Source organism: Ramlibacter sp. WS9, assembly GCF_003797765.1.
Taxonomy (GTDB): Bacteria; Pseudomonadota; Gammaproteobacteria; order Burkholderiales; family Burkholderiaceae_C; genus Ramlibacter.
Genome location: NZ_RKMB01000027.1, coordinates 42241 through 59139, shown reverse-complemented (window position 1 = coordinate 59139; position 16899 = coordinate 42241). Strand labels below are relative to the sequence as shown.

Here is a 16899-nt window from a genome sequence, read left to right as displayed (position 1 = left end):
GGGCCGCCCCTAGGCAAATGCGCTCCCTCGGGGGGGCAGCGAAGCGTGGGGGCAAATTGCGATTTTTTCAGCGGGTGGGCAACGGCGCGTTGCCCAGGCGTTTGATGCCAAGCCGCTGCGTCATGGGGCCGTCATATCCCACGGCGGCCCAGGTGCCTGGATTGGCCCAGTACGACAGCTGCACCAGCTTCTTGAGGCCCATCGCCAGGCCGCGCTGGGGCGGCTCGGCCGAATTGCCCCAGGCATCGCAGAACTGCGTGGCCTCGGCGTCGGTAAGCTCCGCGAATCGCTTCTTGTAAGTGGCCATCGGCCCTTCGTCGAAGTACTTCACGCCGCCTTTGAGCCCGGCCAGGATGTGCGGCTCCATGCCGGCCAGCAGCGCGCCATCCAAGGTCTGCAGCAGCCCGTCGGGAGTCCAGGGCACGAGCTTGCTGCCGGACACCGGCAGCACTACCTGCGCCAGCCGCGTGAACACAGCGGCCTCGGGCTCGCTCATGAATTTCACGCCGTCGGGCAGGGCCGCGCGAGCTGTGCCCGCCAGACTGGTGACCGCCGCGCCGGCGGCGGCGAAGCGAAGGAAGTCGCGCCGCTGCAGGCGGCCGATGGCGGCCACCACCGTGGTCACGTCGGCGGCCGGGCGGTTGGGATCGTCGAATCGCATGATGTTGTCTCCTCGCGGGAAATGGATTTGTTGTTGCGCAGGTCAGAACGGGTACACGATGGGCTTGTCCATGACACTGATCCATTGGCTCTGGGTGAACTCTTCCAGGTTGGCCGGGCCGCCAAAGCGCCCGCCATTGCCCGACGCGCCCATGCCGCCGAAGGGCACGTGGAACTCGTTGTTCACCGTCTGGTCATTGACGTGGATCATTCCGGTGCGCAGCTGGTTGGCCAGGGCCATCGCGCGTGAAACGCTGGCGCTGTGGATGGCCGCCGCCAGGCCGTAGGGCGACCCGTTCACGAGGGCCGCAGCCTCTTCGTCGCTGTCGAAGACGGTGATCGGCGCGACGGGACCGAAGATCTCATCGGCGAAGGCCGGCATTTGCGGGCTCACATTGGTCAGCACCGTGGGCCGGTAAAACAGCCCCTCGTGCGTGCCGCCCGTCAGCACCCGCGCGCCCTGCTCCACCGAAGCTTTCACGATGCCGACGATGCGGTCGCGCTGCTTGGCATTGATGATCGGGCCCAGGTGCGCCGGGCCGGCGTGCGGGTCGCCCACGTACAGCGCTTCGGCGCGCTTTTTCAGCCGTTCGGCATAAGCCTCGGCCACGCGGCGGTGCACCAGGTGGCGGCCGGCCTGCATGCAGATTTGTCCCTGGTGCAGGAAGGCGCCCCAGGCGCCGCTGGAACTGGCCGCGTCGAGGTCGGCGTCGTCCAGCACGATGATGGCGTTGTTGCCACCCAGCTCCAGCGCCACCTTCTTGAGCAGTCCGCCACAGGTTTCACCGATGCGCCGCCCCACCGCGGTCGAACCCGTGAAGGAGATCATCTCGACCGCCGGATGCCGCACGACGGCGTCGCCCGTGGCCGGTCCGCCCGGCAGCACGTGCAGAACGCCCTCGGGCAGACCTGCGTCGGCGAACACCTGCGCGATCAGCGCGCCACCCGTGATGGCGGTCTGGGCGTCGGGCTTGAGCAGCACCGCGTTGCCCAGCGCCAGCGCCGGTGCCACCGAGCGCATGGCCAGCAACAGGGGGAAATTCCAGGGGGCGATCACGCCCACCGTGCCCACAGGCACGCGGCGCCACATGTTGGTCCGCCCCGGCATGGACGAAGGAAACAGCTGTCCGTTGGCCTGCATGGGCAGCGCGGCGGCCATCAGCATCTGCTCATGGGTCGCGTTCAGCTCCCATTCGGCCTTGGGCATGATGGAGCCGCACTCGCGCACGTTCCACAGATTGAAGTCGCTCGCGCGTTCTTTCAGAAGACGCGCGGCTTCACGCATGACGGCGGCGCGTTGATCGAAAGGCGTCGCCGCCCAGCCGGCGCGTGCGGACGCAGCGCTTTTGGCGGCATGGTCCACGTCCTCGGCAGTGGCCACGCCGATCGTTCCCAGCGTTCCGCCAGTGGCTGGTTCGATCACGGTGGCCGTGCCGCCCTTCGAACTCACCCAGCCGTTGCTGAATATCTTGCCGGTCCAGGGTTGCTGGCTCTGTGGCTCGCGAATCGAGGCGTCCATGGATGGGTCTCCTTTATTTGTATCTTCAATTGATTTACAGGCCGTCTTTAGGTCAAGCATGCTTAGCCGGTGGACAATCTCCAGCAAAGGCTGTGCCAAACACGCACTAAGCCTCATGTTCTGGCTATTTATTCGGGTAATCCCTTGTGAAAGGCCCGATTTCAGGCAGTAAAGTGCATCAACACTGTCTTGATATGGGATGTGAGATCCCGATTCGGGATCGCTCTTAAATACATGCAAATGCAATGATCACCACGTCAGACCGATACGTGCCAGACCGCGTCTGGCAGGCGCGCAGGTCGTTCTTCGACGAGAACGTGCCCCCTGTCGGACTCATCGAAGAGTCGCTGCTGCGCTCGTGGCAACGCTGCCGGGGGCAGGGTCGCCAGGTCACGGATCGGGTGGAGTTCGATCCCGTTGCACGGGCTTCGCTGAGTCACCTGCTGGACACCCACCACACCCTGCTGGAAGCGGCGCGCCCGGAGCTGGACGCTCTTGGCAGCGCTGTCTCTGACGCGGGCTACGCGGTACTGTTGACCGACGCACACGGTCGAGCCTTGGCGGTCGACGGCCGTATCGATCGCCGCAGCGAGCCCCTGCGCCTGGCCTTCAGGCCGGGTGTCGACCTGTCGGAGGCCAGCATCGGCACCAACGCCATGTCCTCGGCGATCGCCGAGCAGCGGCCGATGCGCGTGCTCGGGCCGGAGCACTTCTTTGCGGACAACCAGATCTTTCACTGCTGCGCCGCGCCTGTATTCGACCCGCAGGGACGCGTGATCGCCGCGGTCGATGTCTCTCGCGACATGCCCGGGCTCGCGGCCGGGGCTCTCGCGCTCACACAACGCTGCGCCACGCGCATCGAGCACAGGCTGTTCGACGCGCTGCCCGCCTTCCTTCGACTGAGCCTGGAGACCCAGGACACGGGCGACGAGGCCCGGCTCGCCTTCGACAACGACGGCGGCCTGCTGGCCGCCAATCTCGCCGCGCGCCGTCTGATCGGCATATCGGTGATCTCGCAGGGACTGCGTTTCACCGATCTCTTCGACGGGCGCTTCAATGCGTTTGCCGCACCCATGAACGCTGCGAGCAGCGAGCTGAAACTGCGCCTGCACGGCGGGGTGCTGCTGCGCGCCAAGGCCGCGGTCGCCCCGCGGATCGTGCGCCCCGGCCTCAAGCCCCCCAGTTCGACGCCGCCCTCGCGCGCGGCCGCGCAGCCGGCCACGGCACCCGTATTTGGCGACGCCGCCTTCGCCGCGCGCTTCGAACGTGCTTTGCGCGCTTTCAATGCCGATCTGCCGTTGCTCGTGACCGGCGAAACCGGTGTCGGCAAGGAAGTTGCGGCCCGCACTTTGCACGATCTGGGCAATCGCCGCGACGGCCCGCTGGTGGCCTTGAACTGCGGCGCGATCGCACCGCAGTTGATGGCTGCCGAGCTGTTCGGCCACGTCGAAGGAGCCTTCACGGGCGCCCGGCGCGGCGGCAGCGTTGGCAAGGTCGAATCGGCCCAGGGAGGCACGCTGCTGCTGGACGAGATCGGCGACATGCCGCTGGACCTGCAGGTCGGCCTGCTACGGGTGTTCGACAGCGGCGAAGTCGTGCGGGTCGGTGCCACGCAAGCCGCGAAGGTGGATGTTCGCTTCGTCTGCGCCACTCATCGCGACCTGCGCGAGCTGGTCAAGGAGGGACGCTTTCGCGAGGACCTGTACTACCGCCTCAGCGGCTTTGCGCTGGAAGTGCCGCCGCTGCGCGCGAGGAGCGACTTCGGTGCCGTGCTCGAGGCCCTGCTGGCGGAAGCAGCCTGCGAATCGCGGCGCCTCGGCACCGAGCTGCGCTGTTTCTTGAAGAAGCGCCCGTGGCCCGGCAACGTGCGCCAGCTCCGGCATGCGTTGCGGCTGGCCCTGGCGCTGGCGGACGTCGATGAGCCGCTTGGGCGGCACCACTTCCAGTTCGAGGAGTCAGGCCCACCCCCGGCATCCGGCGGCATACGCGCGGAGGCAGACGGCGAAGAGCTGTCTTTGGAGCGGGCGCAGCAAGCGGCCATTGCCGCAGCCTTGCAACGCACCGGTGGCAACGTCACGGCAGCCGCTGCGCTGCTCGGCATGGGCCGCTCGACGCTGTATCGAAAGCTCGGCAAGTGAGGCCTGTTAACAGGCCCTGGCTGGCATCCAACTTGCTCAACTCCCCCAAAGAGGACGAGTTGGGGCTGTATGGAAAGAATTTCAGGCCCGTTTTTGGGGCACTACGTCGCGGCGTATGCGGTCGCGACGGATCAAGGGTACGTGGGCTACGCCAAGTTCTGCACCCACACGCCGGTCGATGTGTGGCAATGCAAGGCCATCGACAAGATCAGCGCGCGGCCCCAGGGCAGCTATCGCCTGGCGCTCGAAGCCGTCGAGAGGAGGGCCCGGCTGTTCCTGCAATTGCTGCACCAATACGGTGACGGTGACTCGCCGTTGCACATGCTGCCAGGGGTAGCGGCTACTTGAGGAACTTGAGCGCGTTAGACACCACGGTCAGCTCGACGAACGACGAGGCGCTGCGCGTGTCGGGACTGAAGGCCAGCGGGAACCCGCCGAGGTTGATCGGCGGCATCTTCTCGAGCGCCGAAGCCAGCGCGGCGGGGGTGGCTTCCTTCGGCTTGGCGCGCTTGAGCGCCTCGGTCAGCCAGCGCGCGGCCATGTAGCCTTCCATGCTGGCGAAGTCGGGCGTGATTTTGCTGTCACCGCAGAACGCGAGGAATTCGCGGGAGATGACCGAGCCGCCGCCCCACGGGAACGGCACCACCTGCGCCACCGAGATGCCGACGGCCAGTGGGCCCAGCTGGTCGAGCAGCACCTGGCCTCCCACCGTGGACACGGTGTAGAAGCCGCCACCATAGCCGGCCTTGCGTGCCGCGCGCACGAACGCCGCGCTGGCGCTCGGATTGGCCGCGAGGATGATGGCCTGCGGGTTGGCGGCGGTGAGCACCGGCACGGCGGCCGCGACGTCGGCGCTGCCGCGCGACACGCTGGAGCTGACGCTGCTCGCGAGCCTGGCGGCGTCGGCCGCCTGCGCGAACGAGTCGCGGATTTCCCAGCCCGCCGATTCGTACTCGAACAGCAGGCCCACGCGCGTGATGCCGGTGGAGCTGGTGTGGCGGATGATCTGGCGGATCTCGTCGCGGTGGCTGGCGCGCAGCAGGAACACATTGGCGTTCTCGCGCTGGCGCAGCACGTCCATGCCGCTGACGGGCGCGATGAAGGGCACGCCTTCGGCCAGCGCCACCTGCATGCCCTCGCGGTTGGCGCCGGGGCCGGCGAAGCCGAAAAAGCCGGCGGCGCCATGCGTGCTGGTGAGCAGCTTGGCATTGGTCGTCGCGCGTTCCACCACACCGCCGTCGTCCAGCGTCGCCAGCTCCATCTTGAAACCGCCGGCGCCGCCCTGGCCGTTGACTTGCTCGAACCAAGCCAGCGCCGCATCGCGAAACTGGCGGCCGACGGCGCCGTTGTTGCCGGTCAGGGCCGTGGACTGGCCCAATCGCATCACGTTGTCCCCGGACGGCTTCTTTGCCGCAAGGGCGGGGAACGCGAGCCCTGCCGTGCCGGCGCAGGCCCATTGCAAGAGTCTCCTTCGCATCGTCTCCATGATGTGTCTCCTTCGCAAGAAAACTCCCCTACCAGCGAAGCGCGGCCGTGTGCACGGGCGCGTCCCACAGCGACGTCATTTCGTCGTCCATCAACGTGACCGTGAGCGACGCCCCGGCCATCTCCAAAGCGGTCGTGTAATTGCCCACCAGCGAGCGGACCACCTTGATGCCTTGCTTTTCCAGCAACTGGGCCGCGTTGTGATACAGCAGGTACAGCTCGATGAGCGGCGTGCCGCCGAAGCCGTTGACGTGCAGCAGTACCTGCGAGCCGGCCTTGGGCTTCAAGTCGCCCAGGATGGCGGCCATCAGCTCGTCGACCAGTTCCTGCGCCGGGCGCACCGGCCCCCGGCGGCGGCCGGGCTCGCCGTGGATGCCCACGCCGAATTCCATTTCGTTGTCGGCGATGTCGAAGGTCGCGCGGCCCGCCGCCGGCACGGTGCAGCTGGTGAAGGCCACGCCCATCGACGCCGTGCGGCTGTTGACGCGGTCGCCGAGCACCTTGCATTGGTCGAGGCTGGCGCCGAATTCGGCGGCGGCGCCCACCAGCTTCTCGACGATCAGCGTGCCGGCCACGCCGCGCCGGCCGGTGCCGTGCGTGGAACGTTCCACCGCCACGTCGTCGTTGACCAGCACGGTGGCGCAAGGCGTCTGCATCATCTCGGCGGCCATCTGGAAGTTCATGATGTCGCCGGCGTAGTTCTTGACGATGAACAGCACGCCCTTGCCGCTGTCCACGGCCGCGGCGGCGGCCATCATCTGGTCGGGCGTCGGCGAAGTGAACACCTGGCCGGGGCAGGCCGCATCCAGCATGCCCTTGCCGATCAGGCCGCAATGCAGCGGCTCATGACCCGCGCCGCCGCCGGAGATGAGTGCGACCTTGGACTTGCTGAGTACCTTGCGCGTCACGTAGAGCGGGTCCAGGTGCAGCGCCAGCAGGTCGCCGTGCGCGGCGGCCATGCCCTGCAGCGATTCGGCGAGCAGCGACTCGACGTCATTGACGAATTTCTTCACGAAGTCGCTCCCAGGGTCAGCATGTCGCACACCGCAAACAGCGCGACCTGGCTGGTCTTGGCGCCGGGGTCGATGTGGCCCAGTGCCCGCTCGCCCAGGAAGTGCGCGCGGCCCTTGGTCGCGATCATGTCGCGCGTGGCCAGCATATTGAATTCGGCTTCCTGCTTGAGCTTGGAGCAGAGCACTTCCAGGTCGCTGCCCTCTTCCGCCAACCGCACCAGCAGGCGCGACGCGGGGATCAGCACGTCGAGCATGGTCTTCTCGCCCAGGTCGGCCTTGCCGCGGCTCTTGATCGCTTCGACGCCTGCCGCCAGTGCTTGCGCGAAACTTCTCGCGTCCGGCTCGGTCAGGCCTTCCAGCTCCTTGCCCATGGAGATGAAGAAGCTGGCGATCAGCGGGCCCGACGCGCCGCCGATGGTGCTGAGCAGCTTCATGCCGATGCGGTTGAACGCCAGCGAAGGCGGCAGCGGTGCAAGTTCGGGCTTGAGCGTCGCGATGGCTTCGCAGCCCCGCCGCACGTTGATGAAGTGGTCGCCGTCGCCGATGGCGCGGTCCAGCGATTCGATCTGGGCTTCGTTGGCCAGGATGGCGGCTTGAACCGCTTCGACTGCGGCGATGATGTCACGGGTGTTCATGGGTGATTTCCTTGGGGGTGGTGTCTCACGCGGCCAGGCGCTGGCCGGCCTGGTCGAACAGCAGCCGCTGCGCGGGCGGAAAGCGCAGGCGGATGCGGCTCTGGGGATGGGGGGCCACGTCCTGCATCAGGCGGGCGCGCACTTCGACGCCGGCGTACTCGCAGATGACGTGGTGCTTGAGCAGCGACGATTCGACGACGGTGCATTCGAAGCCCTCGCCCTCGCCCGCCAGTTCCACGTCCTCGGGGCGGATGCCGACGCTCGCCGCGGCCGGGGTGTGCTGGCCGGTGAACCAGTTGGCGGGCAACACGTTGATCGGCGGCGAACCGAGGCGCTGCGCGACCTGCACGTTGACCGGCGACGCGTAGACCTGCTCGGGCGTTCCGACCTGCTGGATGCGGCCGTCTTCCAGAATGGCGATGCGATCCGCCATGGTCGTCGCCTCGACCTGGTCGTGCGTCACGTAGACCACGGTGGCGCCGCTCTGGCGCTGGATGCGCTTGAGCTCGACACGCAGTTCCTCGCGCAGCTTCGCGTCCAGCGAAGACAGCGGCTCGTCCATCAGGTAGACGCGAGGTTCCCGCACCAGCGCGCGGCCGATGGCGACGCGCTGCATCTCGCCGCCCGACAGGGCCGTGGCCTTGCGCTGCAGCTTGCTTTCGATGTGCAGGGTGGCGGCGACGCGCTCGACCCGGCGGTGGATCTCGTCTTCGGCGATGCGGCGCATCGGCGCGCGCAACGGGAACGCGAGGTTGTCGAACACGGAGAGGTGCGGGTACAGCGAGTACTGCTGGAACACGAAGGCGCAGTCGCGCTGGGCCGGCGCCGCCGTGGTGACGTCCTCACCGTTCATGCGCACGAGGCCGGTGTCGGGCTGCTCCAGCCCCGCGATCACGCGCAGCGTGGTGGTCTTGCCGGCGCCGCTGGGGCCCAGCAGCACGAAGAACTCGCCGTCTGCGATGTCGAGCCGAACGTCCGACAGCGCGTCGGTCTCGCCGAAGCTCTTGGAAATACCTTGAAGTGAAATGCTAGCCATGGCGCATGCTCGGTGTGTGGGTGCGCGTGGTCGCGCTTGGCAGCAGCTTTTCGGTGGCCGCATCGAACAGCACGATGTGCCGCGTGTCGAACGACAGGCCGACGCGGTCCTGCAGCACGGGGCGAACCGACTTGTCAGCCAGCACCTTGATGGCGCCGGCCTCGGTGCGCACTTCGGCGACCCAGTGCGAGCCGAAGTACTCGACGTGTTCGATCGTGCCGCCGAGGCTGCCCTGATCGGCGCCGAGCAGTCGCACGTGTTCCGGGCGGATGCCCAACACGATCGAAGCGGCCGGCGCGTCCACGGTGGGAACGTCGATCGAGCGCCGCGCCAGGCGCACGCTGTTGTCGCCGCGCACCACGGGCGCTTCGGCATTCAGCAGGTTCATCGGCGGGCGGCCGATGAACTTGGCGACGAACAGGCAGGAGGGAAAGCTGTAGATGCCGTGCGGACTGTCGGCCTGCAGGATCTCGCCTTCGTTCATCACCACGATGTGGTCGGCCAGCGCCATTGCCTCGTTCTGGTCGTGCGTGACGAACACCGTGGTGGTCTTCAGGCGGTCGTGCAGCTTGCGCAGCTCCACGCACATCAGCTCACGGAACTCGGCGTCCAGCGTGCCCAGCGGCTCGTCCATCAGGAAGGCCTTGGGTTGCCGCACGATGGCGCGGCCAAGCGCCACGCGCTGGCGGTCGCCGCCGGCCAGGCCGGTGACGCTGGAGTCGAGCAGGTGCTCGATGCGCAGGATGGAGGCCACCTCTTTCACGCGCCTGTCGATCTCGGCGCGCGGCACGCCTTCGTTGCGCAGCGGGAACTCCAGGTTACCGCGCACGCCCATGTGCGGGTAGAGCGCGAACAGCTGGAACACCATCGCGATGTCGCGCTCGCGCGGCCGCAGGTAGGTCACGTCCTGGTCTTCCAGGGTGATGGTCCCGCCGGTGGGGTATTCCAGGCCGGCGATCATGCGCAGCGTGGTCGTCTTGCCGCAGCCCGACGGGCCTAGCAGCACGACGAACTTGCCGCTTTCGAGCACCAGCGAGGAGCCGCGCACCGCCGTGAAGTCGGCAAAGCGCTTCTGCAGGTTCTGGATTCTTATTTCAGACATCATGCCTCCGACAGGCCGCCCTTAGGAGGCATCGCCCCCTCGGGGGGCAGAGCAGCGGCGTAGCCGCAAACGTGGGGGTAGTCATTCTTAGTGTTCCGGTAACTTCGCGGCGATGGAGTAGCCGATGACGCCGGCCAGCAGCACGATGAAGGAGTACGTGTACGCCTCCATCCAGAACGGCTGCATCAGCATGAACAGGCCCAGGCCGATGAGGCCGCCCGTGCCCTGCTCCCAGGGTGCCCGGCGCAGCCAGGCGGGGGTGGATTTGCGCGTCTTCATTTGCGGATCGCTCCGAAGGTCACGCCGCGCAGCAGGTGCTTGCGCAGCAGCACGGTGAACACCAGCACCGGCAGCAGGAACAGCGTGGTGCCGGCCGCCATGGCGGGCCAGTCGAGGCCGCCCTCACCGATGATGGTGGGGATGAACGGGGGCGAAGTCTGCGCGGTGCCGCTGGTGAGCAGCAAGGCGAAGGCGTATTCGTTCCACGCGAAGATCAGGCAGAAGATGGCCGTGGTCGCGATGCCGGTGGCGGCCTGCGGCAGCACGACCTTCACGAAGGCCTGCCAGCGCGTATAGCCGTCGACCATGGCCGCTTCCTCGTACTCCTTCGGGATCTCGTCCATGAAACCCTGGAGCAGCCACACCGCCAGCGACAGATTGACCACTGTGTACAAGATGATCAGCCCCACGTGCGTGTCGTTCAGCCCCAAGGCGCGGAACATCAGGTACACCGGAATCGCGATGGCGATCGGCGGCATCATCCGCGTGGAGAGAATGAAGAACAGCAGGTCGGCCTTGCCCGGCACGCGAAAGCGCGAGAAGGCGTAGGCGGCCAGCGTGCCCAGGATCACCGACAGCAGCGTCGAGCCGAAGCCGACCAGGAGGGAGTTGCTGTAGCGGTCGATGAAGCGCGAGGGGCCGGCCAGGATCATTTGCTGGTCGCGCACCAGCTGCTCGTACCAGGTCTTGGCCGGCGGCAGTGCCGCCAGTTCCTCGGCCGACACGCGCGAGCGGGTGGTGAACAGGTTGACGTAGCCGACCAGCGACGCCTCGGCCACCACCTTGGGCGGGTAGGCGATGGAATCGGCGGGCGTGCGGAAACTCGTCATGAAGATCCACGCGAGCGGAATCAGCGTGATGAGGGCGTACGCGATGACCACGGTGCCGGCGAACCACTTGGACGCCGCGCTCGGCTCCAGCGGAGAGTGGAGAATTGTTTTCATCGCTGCTTCACCTTGTCGAGGTAGCGCACCGTCACCATGGACAGGCCATAGATCGCGACGAACAGGATGATCGCGAAGGCCGATGCGTAGCCGGTGCGCCATTTCTCGAAGGCCTCGCGCTTGAGGTGGATCGACGCCAGCTCGGTCACCGATCCGGGCCCACCGTTGGTCAACTGGTCCACCAGGTCGAACATCTTGAAGTTCTCGATGGTGCGAAACAGCAGCGCCAGCAGGATGAAGGGCATGACCATGGGCAGCGTGATGCGCCAGAACTTGGTCCACTCCGAGGCGCGGTCGATCTCGGCCGCTTCATACAGGTAGGGAGGAATCGATTTCAGCCCGGCGAGCAAGAGCAGCATGACGTAGGGCGTCCACATCCAGGTGTCGACCAGCACGATCGCCCAGGGCGACAGCTGGGTGCTGCCGAGCATCGTGAAGTCGCCGCTCGAGCCGAGGAAGCGGGCGATGGCGTTGAAGATGCCGTACTGCGGTTCGAAGAAGTACTTCCAGAAGGTGCCCACCACGGCCGGCGCCAGCATCATGGGCAGCAGGATGGCGGTGCTCCAGAAACTGTGGGAGCGGAATCTGCGATTGAGCAGCAGCGCAAGCACGAAGCCCAGCACCAGCTGCAGCGCGATCGACGTCACCAGGAAGTGCGCGGTGGCGCGCATGTTTTCCCAGATCGCCTCGTTGCCGAGGACACGCCGGTAGTTGTCGATCCCCAGCCACTCGACGGCGGCGTTGGGCCGGTTCGCGCGGAAGTTGGTGAACGACAGCCAGATGGTCCACAACAGCGGGAAGATGTTGAAGGCCAGCAGCAAGACGACGGTAGGGCCGACGAACAGCCATGCCAGGGCCCGGTCCGAAAGGCCCTGGCGGGCCAGCAGGGTGCTGGGCGCCAGGGCTGGGCCGGCCGCCTGGCGGGGGCTGCCCGCCGGCGTCGAAGAGTTTGCGGCGGCCGCCGCCTCGGGCTGCGGCCACTGCATGAACACTCGAGGTTTCACATGAGCTCCTAAGTACATTTCATTTCCCGGGCCTTCGCGTGGTGGCCGCGGAACCGGCTTTGCCGGGCCGCTGGCTGCGCCCCCTTGAGGGGGAGGCGCCGCAGGCGCTTCGGGGGTGGGCTCGTTGCTTACTTCAATTTCCCGTCTTCCTTGAAGACTTCGGTCCAGTCCTTCAGCAGCGCGTCGAGCGCGGCGTTCGGGGTGCCCTTGCCGGCGACGACGTAGTCATGCACGCGGTTCTGCATGGCCAGCATCAACTGCGCGTAGCTCGGGTCGGCCCAGAAATCCTTGACGATCTTCATCGAGTCCAGGAACACCTTGGCGTACGGCGTGCTGGTCTCGAAGCCCTGCGCTTCCAGGATGGACTTCAGGCAGGTGAAGCCGCCGCCATCCCACCACTTCTTCTGGATCGAAGGCTGGGCGAACCACTTCATGTACTGCAGCGCCATGTCCTTCTTGTCGGAGTACTTCACGACCGAGATGCCCTGGCCGCCCAGCTGCGCGAACTGCTTGTCGCCCTTGGGGATGGCGAAGAAGCCGGTCTTCTCGCCGCCGACTTGCGGATCCTTGGAGATGCCGGGGAAGAAGGCGATGAAGTTCATCTGCATGGCCACCTGGCCGGACTTGTAGGCGTCCAGGTCTTCGGTCATGTAGGCGTTGCTGTGACCGGGCGGCACCACCGTGTCGTACAGCTCCTTGTAGAACTTCAGGCCCTTGGCGGCGCCCGCGCTGTTGACGAAGCCCTTCATGTCGTACGCCTTGGCCGGGTTCTGGTATTCGAAGCCGTAGGCGTACAGCGTGTTGGTCACGCCCATCGTGATGCCTTCCGAGCCGCGTTCCGTGTAGAGGGCCGCGCCGTAGACCTTCTTGCCGTCGATCATGCGGTTCTGGAAGAACTGGCCGACCTGCTTGAACTCGTCCCAGGTCTTGGGCGGCGCCAGGTCGCGGCCGTGCTTTTGCTTGAACTCGGCTTGCAGTTCCGGGCGTGCGAACCAATCCTTGCGGTAGGTGAACGCCACGGCGTCGCCCATCGCGGGCAGGGCCCAGTAGTTCTTCGAGCCCTTGGGCCAGGTCGAGTAGCCCTCGACGGTGGCGGGCATGAAGTCGGCCATCTTGATGGCGTTCTTGTCGAAGAAGTCGTTCAGCTTGACGTAGTGGCCTTCGGTGGCGGCCGAGCCGATCCACTGGCTGTCGCCGATCAGCAGGTCGCACAGCTTGCCCTTGGAGTTCAGCTCGTTCAGCATGCGCTGCGCGAAATTCGGCCACGGCACGAACTCGTATTTCATCGTGATGCCGGTCTTGGCGGTGAAGTCCTTCGACAGTTCCACCAGGGCATTGGCCGGGTCCCAGGCGGCCCAGCAAAGCGTCAACTGCTTGTCTTGCGCTTGCGCGCCCAGCGCTGTCAATCCCAGCGCGGCCCCGGCCAGCAGGCGCCAGAGGTTTGATTTGGGTTTGCTCATGAGTTCGTCTCCATACGGTGCGTGGTGGCCACGCTTGGGTTGCACAAAAAAGCGGCTTGTTGGGGATGGGTCCGCTTGTCTCTTTTCCCGGCTCATCGCCGATCAGCCCACTGCCCGCGGCCCGCAGCTGGAACTACTCGCGCCAGGTCGACCGACTGTCTGATGCGATTGATGTTAATGACATCATTTAATACATCAATCAATACAAACCCTAATGCAGGCAATCACATCAGATGGAGTTCGGGAGCAGTCCATAGCCAAAATAGGAGGCAGGGCAGAAACTGCGCTACATTCGGGCCAGAAAGCGCGGCGGGAAAGATTGATTTATTTGATTGCCGCCTCCTCGATCCCATGGCAGCCACCATCAACCAGATAGCCGAGGCAGCGGGCGTCAGCACCGCGACGGTCGACCGCGTGCTGAACAATCGGCCGGGGGTGAACCCCGCCACCGTCGAGCGCGTGCGTACCGTCATGCAGGCGCTGGGTGCGGCCACACCGACGCGCGGCCGGCCGCGGTCCACCCCCAATTACCGGTTCGGCTTCGTGCTGCCGGCGGCGCGGCGCGGCTTCTTCGACATGATCGACCGCGTCGTCGCCCAGGCCGCCGGCGACTTCCGGCACCAGCACATCACCGAGATCACGCACCGGCTGCCCAACCAGGACGGCACCGACTTCGCAGCGGAACTGGCCAAGATGACCGACCTGGACGGCATCGCCCTGCTGGCGCCGGACGTGCCGCAGGTCAAGCTCGCGATCAACGAGCTGGCGCGCAGCGGCGTGCACGTGGTCACGCTGTTCTCCGACGTGCCGGGTTCGCTCCGCGAGACCTTCGTGGGCGCCGACAATCGCGCTGCCGGCCGCACGGCCGGCATCCTGCTCGGGCGCTGCCTGCCGCGCGGCGAGCCCGGGCGCTGCGCGATGCTGTCGCCGGCCACGCGCTTCGCAGCGGAGATCGACCGGCGCATCGGCTTCGCGCAGGTGCTGGAAGAGCGCTTTCCCGACGCGCGGCTGATCGAGTTGCCCGACATGCCGGAAGCGGAAGACCTGGCCTATGCCTTCGCCAAGGAGCACCTGGCGCCGTCCGGCACTGAAGGAAAACTGCACGCGCTGTACAACATCGGCCCGGGCTCGCACGGGCTGTCGCGCGCCCTGCAGGAATACGGCTACGACAGCTCGCTGGGCTTCGTCGTGCACGACCTGCTGGAGATGCACCGCTCGCTGCTGGTGGGCAACGTTGTTTCCTACGTGCTGCAGCAGGACGTGCACTATGCGGTGATGACGGCCGCCAAGGTGCTGCGCCTGCTGTGCGAGGAAGTGCGCGGTGCGCTGGCCGTCAGCAACCCGCGCATCGAGATCATCACCGCGGAAAACCTCGCGTGACACGGCCACGCGCGGTGACCATAATTAACTTGCAACCTGTCTCGCGGCGATGAAGAAATTCAGCAACCTCCCCAGCGACCTCGTCTACGAGAGCATGCTCGGGTTCGCGGCCGTCCACGAGCAGTTGGTGAGCGTTCACATGGATCCGCTGTACGTCACGCGCAAGACGCCCAATCCATCCAAAGTGGCGCTGATCTCCGGCGGCGGCTCGGGCCACGAGCCGCTGCACACGGGGTTTGTCGGCGTCGGCATGCTGGACGCGGCCTGCCCGGGCCAAGTGTTCACCTCGCCCACGCCCAACCAGATGCTGGCCGCAGCCAAGGCCGTCGGTAGCGAAGCCGGCGTGCTGTTCATCGTCAAGAACTACGCCGGCGACGTGATGAACTTCCAGATGGCCATGGACATGATGGACGTGGAATTTGCCTCGATCCTGGTCAATGACGACGTTTCGTTCGAGGCCGCCGCCCACACCGCCGGCCGGCGCGGCGTGGCGGGCACACTGGTGGTCGAGAAAATGGTGGGGGCGGCCGCCGAGCGCGGCAGCGACCTGTCGTCATGCAAGCACCTGGGCGACCGGGTCAACGCCTGCACCGCGTCGATGGGCGTCGCATTCACCAGTTGCACGGTGCCGGAAGCAGGCGTGCCCACGTTCGAGATCGGGCCCGCGGAAATGGAAGTCGGCGTCGGCATCCATGGCGAGCCGGGCCGCCGGCGCACCGCCGTTCAACCGGCCGCGGCGATCGTGAAGGACTTGCTGCAGGCCATCCTGAAAGACCTGAACCCCAAGCCGGGCAGCGAGGTGCTGCTGCACGTCAACGGCTTCGGCGGCACGCCGCTCATGGAGCTGTACCTGCTGCACCACCTGGCCGGCGAGTACCTGCGCGAACAGGGCCTGGTGCCGGTGCGCTCGCTGGTCGGCAACTACACCACTTCGCTCGAAATGGCGGGTGCCTCGCTCACCGTCACGCTGCTGGACGACGAGCTCAAGTCGCTGTGGGATGCGCCGGTGATCACACCGGCGCTGCGCTGGTAGCGCTCTAGAAAGCCGAGATGCCCGTCTGGGCCCGGCCCAGGATCAGTGCGTGCACGTCGTGCGTGCCTTCGTAGGTGTTGACCACTTCCAGGTTGACCAGATGCCGCGCCACGCCGAACTCGTCGCTGATGCCGTTGCCGCCCAGCATGTCGCGGGCCACGCGCGCGATGTCCAGCGCCTTGCCGCAGGAGTTGCGCTTCATGATGGATGTGATCTCCACCGACGCCGTGCCCTCGTCCTTCATGCGGCCCAGGCGCAGGCACCCTTGCAGGCCCATCGTGATCTCGGTTTGCATGTCAGCCAGCTTCTTCTGGATCAGCTGGTTGGCCGCCAGCGGCTTGCCGAACTGCTTGCGGTCCAGCACGTACTGGCGCGCGCGGAACCAGCAGTCTTCGGCGGCGCCGAGCGCGCCCCAGGCGATGCCGTAGCGGGCTGAGTTGAGGCAGGTAAACGGGCCCTTCAGGCCGCGCACGTCGGGGAAGGCGTTCTCTTCCGGGCAGAACACTTCATCCATCACAATCTCGCCGGTGATGGAGGCACGCAGGCCGACCTTGCCGTGGATGGCGGGGGCGGAGAGGCCCTTCCAGCCCTTCTCCAGCACGAAGCCGCGGATCGCGCCTTCGTCGTCCTTGGCCCAGACCACGAACACGTCGGCGATGGGGCTGTTGGTGATCCACATCTTGCTGCCCGACAGCTTGTAGCCGCCGTCGACCTTCTTGGCGCGAGTGATCATGCTGCCGGGGTCGGAGCCATGATTCGGCTCCGTCAGGCCGAAACAGCCGATCCATTCGCCGGTGGCGAGCTTGGGCAGGTACTTCTGCTTGGTGGCTTCGTTGCCGAACTCGTTGATCGGCACCATCACCAGCGACGACTGCACGCTCATCATGGAGCGGTAGCCCGAATCCACACGCTCCACCTCACGTGCCACGAGGCCGTAGCAGACGTAGTTGAGGCCGGCGCCGCCGTAGGCTTCGGGGATGGTCGAGCCCAAGAGGCCCAGCTCACCCATTTCGCGGAAGATGGATGCGTCCGTCTTCTCGTTGCGGAAGGCTTCGATCACGCGCGGGGCCAGCTTCTCCTGGCAGTACGCGGCCGCGGCCTCGCGCACGCTGCGCTCGTCGCCGGTGAGCTGCTGGTCCAGCAGCAGAGGATCGGCCCATTGGAAAGTCGCTTTATTCGAAATACTCATTTCAAGCCCCGGTATGGAATGA

The 16899-nt window shown here is 66.3% G+C and carries 16 protein-coding genes; 4 read left to right on the top strand and 12 right to left on the bottom strand.

Going from position 1 to position 16899, the window contains the following annotated elements; translation table 11 throughout:
* Window positions 1–67: 67 nt before the first annotated feature.
* Both EEB15_RS27460 and EEB15_RS27455 read right to left on the bottom strand, forming a co-directional pair.
* Entirely contained in the window at window positions 68–661 is a 594-nt protein-coding gene (locus EEB15_RS27460) for a hypothetical protein (protein WP_141513153.1), read from the bottom strand.
* Window positions 662–703: 42 nt separating this feature from the next.
* Window positions 704–2179 carry a benzaldehyde dehydrogenase gene (locus EEB15_RS27455; protein WP_141513152.1) on the bottom strand — a complete coding sequence of 492 codons (1476 nt, stop codon included), beginning with the start codon at window positions 2177–2179 and terminating at the stop codon, window positions 704–706.
* Window positions 2180–2424: 245 nt separating this feature from the next.
* Here EEB15_RS27455 and EEB15_RS27450 point away from each other — a divergent pair, with 245 nt between their 5' ends.
* Window positions 2425–4317, top strand: coding sequence for a sigma-54-dependent Fis family transcriptional regulator (locus tag EEB15_RS27450; RefSeq protein ID WP_141513151.1), 1893 nt, complete (start codon window positions 2425–2427; stop codon window positions 4315–4317).
* Between the two features lie 69 nt (window positions 4318–4386).
* A complete protein-coding gene (locus EEB15_RS27445; RefSeq protein ID WP_141513150.1) occupies window positions 4387–4665 on the top strand; it encodes a hypothetical protein in 279 nt (92 codons plus the stop codon).
* Here the strand turns inward: EEB15_RS27445 and EEB15_RS27440 are convergent.
* The 9 genes from EEB15_RS27440 to EEB15_RS27400 all read right to left on the bottom strand — a co-directional run bounded on the left by EEB15_RS27440 (window position 4658) and on the right by EEB15_RS27400 (window position 13275).
* Window positions 4658–5803, bottom strand: a complete 1146-nt coding sequence (locus EEB15_RS27440; RefSeq protein ID WP_141513149.1) for an ABC transporter substrate-binding protein — start codon at window positions 5801–5803, stop codon at window positions 4658–4660. The two genes, EEB15_RS27445 and EEB15_RS27440, sit on opposite strands and share 8 nt — an antisense overlap.
* Window positions 5804–5831: 28 nt before the next feature.
* Window positions 5832–6815 (bottom strand): dihydroxyacetone kinase subunit DhaK, encoded by a 984-nt coding sequence (gene dhaK / locus EEB15_RS27435; protein ID WP_141513148.1) that lies wholly within the window; start codon window positions 6813–6815, stop codon window positions 5832–5834.
* Complete coding sequence (gene dhaL / locus EEB15_RS27430) at window positions 6812–7450, bottom strand: dihydroxyacetone kinase subunit DhaL (protein ID WP_141513147.1); 639 nt, start codon at window positions 7448–7450, stop codon at window positions 6812–6814. Before dhaL ends, dhaK (EEB15_RS27435) begins: the two co-directional genes overlap by 4 nt.
* A 25-nt stretch (window positions 7451–7475) precedes the next feature.
* Window positions 7476–8486: an ABC transporter ATP-binding protein gene (locus EEB15_RS27425; protein ID WP_141513146.1), complete on the bottom strand. Its 1011-nt coding sequence runs from the start codon at window positions 8484–8486 to the stop codon at window positions 7476–7478.
* Window positions 8479–9588, bottom strand: coding sequence for an ABC transporter ATP-binding protein (locus EEB15_RS27420; RefSeq protein ID WP_141513145.1), 1110 nt, complete (start codon window positions 9586–9588; stop codon window positions 8479–8481). Before EEB15_RS27420 ends, EEB15_RS27425 begins: the two co-directional genes overlap by 8 nt.
* A gap of 87 nt (window positions 9589–9675) precedes the next feature.
* Entirely contained in the window at window positions 9676–9867 is a 192-nt protein-coding gene (locus tag EEB15_RS27415; protein ID WP_141513144.1) for a hypothetical protein, read from the bottom strand.
* Complete coding sequence (locus EEB15_RS27410; protein WP_141513143.1) at window positions 9864–10811, bottom strand: carbohydrate ABC transporter permease; 948 nt, start codon at window positions 10809–10811, stop codon at window positions 9864–9866. Before EEB15_RS27410 ends, EEB15_RS27415 begins: the two co-directional genes overlap by 4 nt.
* On the bottom strand, window positions 10808–11815 hold the full coding sequence (locus EEB15_RS27405) for a carbohydrate ABC transporter permease (protein ID WP_233259641.1): 1008 nt from the start codon (window positions 11813–11815) through the stop codon (window positions 10808–10810). The genes EEB15_RS27410 and EEB15_RS27405 overlap by 4 nt, the downstream gene beginning before the upstream one ends.
* A 128-nt stretch (window positions 11816–11943) precedes the next feature.
* Window positions 11944–13275: an ABC transporter substrate-binding protein gene (locus EEB15_RS27400; RefSeq protein ID WP_141513141.1), complete on the bottom strand. Its 1332-nt coding sequence runs from the start codon at window positions 13273–13275 to the stop codon at window positions 11944–11946.
* Window positions 13276–13626: 351 nt separating this feature from the next.
* Between EEB15_RS27400 and EEB15_RS27395 the strand changes: the two genes are divergently transcribed.
* Together EEB15_RS27395 and dhaK (EEB15_RS27390) are read left to right on the top strand one after the other, a co-directional pair.
* Complete coding sequence (locus EEB15_RS27395; RefSeq protein WP_158290251.1) at window positions 13627–14655, top strand: LacI family DNA-binding transcriptional regulator; 1029 nt, start codon at window positions 13627–13629, stop codon at window positions 14653–14655.
* Between the two features lie 49 nt (window positions 14656–14704).
* A complete protein-coding gene (dhaK, locus tag EEB15_RS27390) occupies window positions 14705–15688 on the top strand; it encodes a dihydroxyacetone kinase subunit DhaK (protein WP_141513139.1) in 984 nt (327 codons plus the stop codon).
* 4 nt (window positions 15689–15692) lie between these two features.
* On the opposite strand, the gene EEB15_RS27385 is transcribed toward dhaK (EEB15_RS27390), so the two are convergent.
* Window positions 15693–16877, bottom strand: a complete 1185-nt coding sequence (locus tag EEB15_RS27385; protein ID WP_199236649.1) for an acyl-CoA dehydrogenase — start codon at window positions 16875–16877, stop codon at window positions 15693–15695.
* Between the last annotated feature and the right edge of the window lie 22 nt (window positions 16878–16899).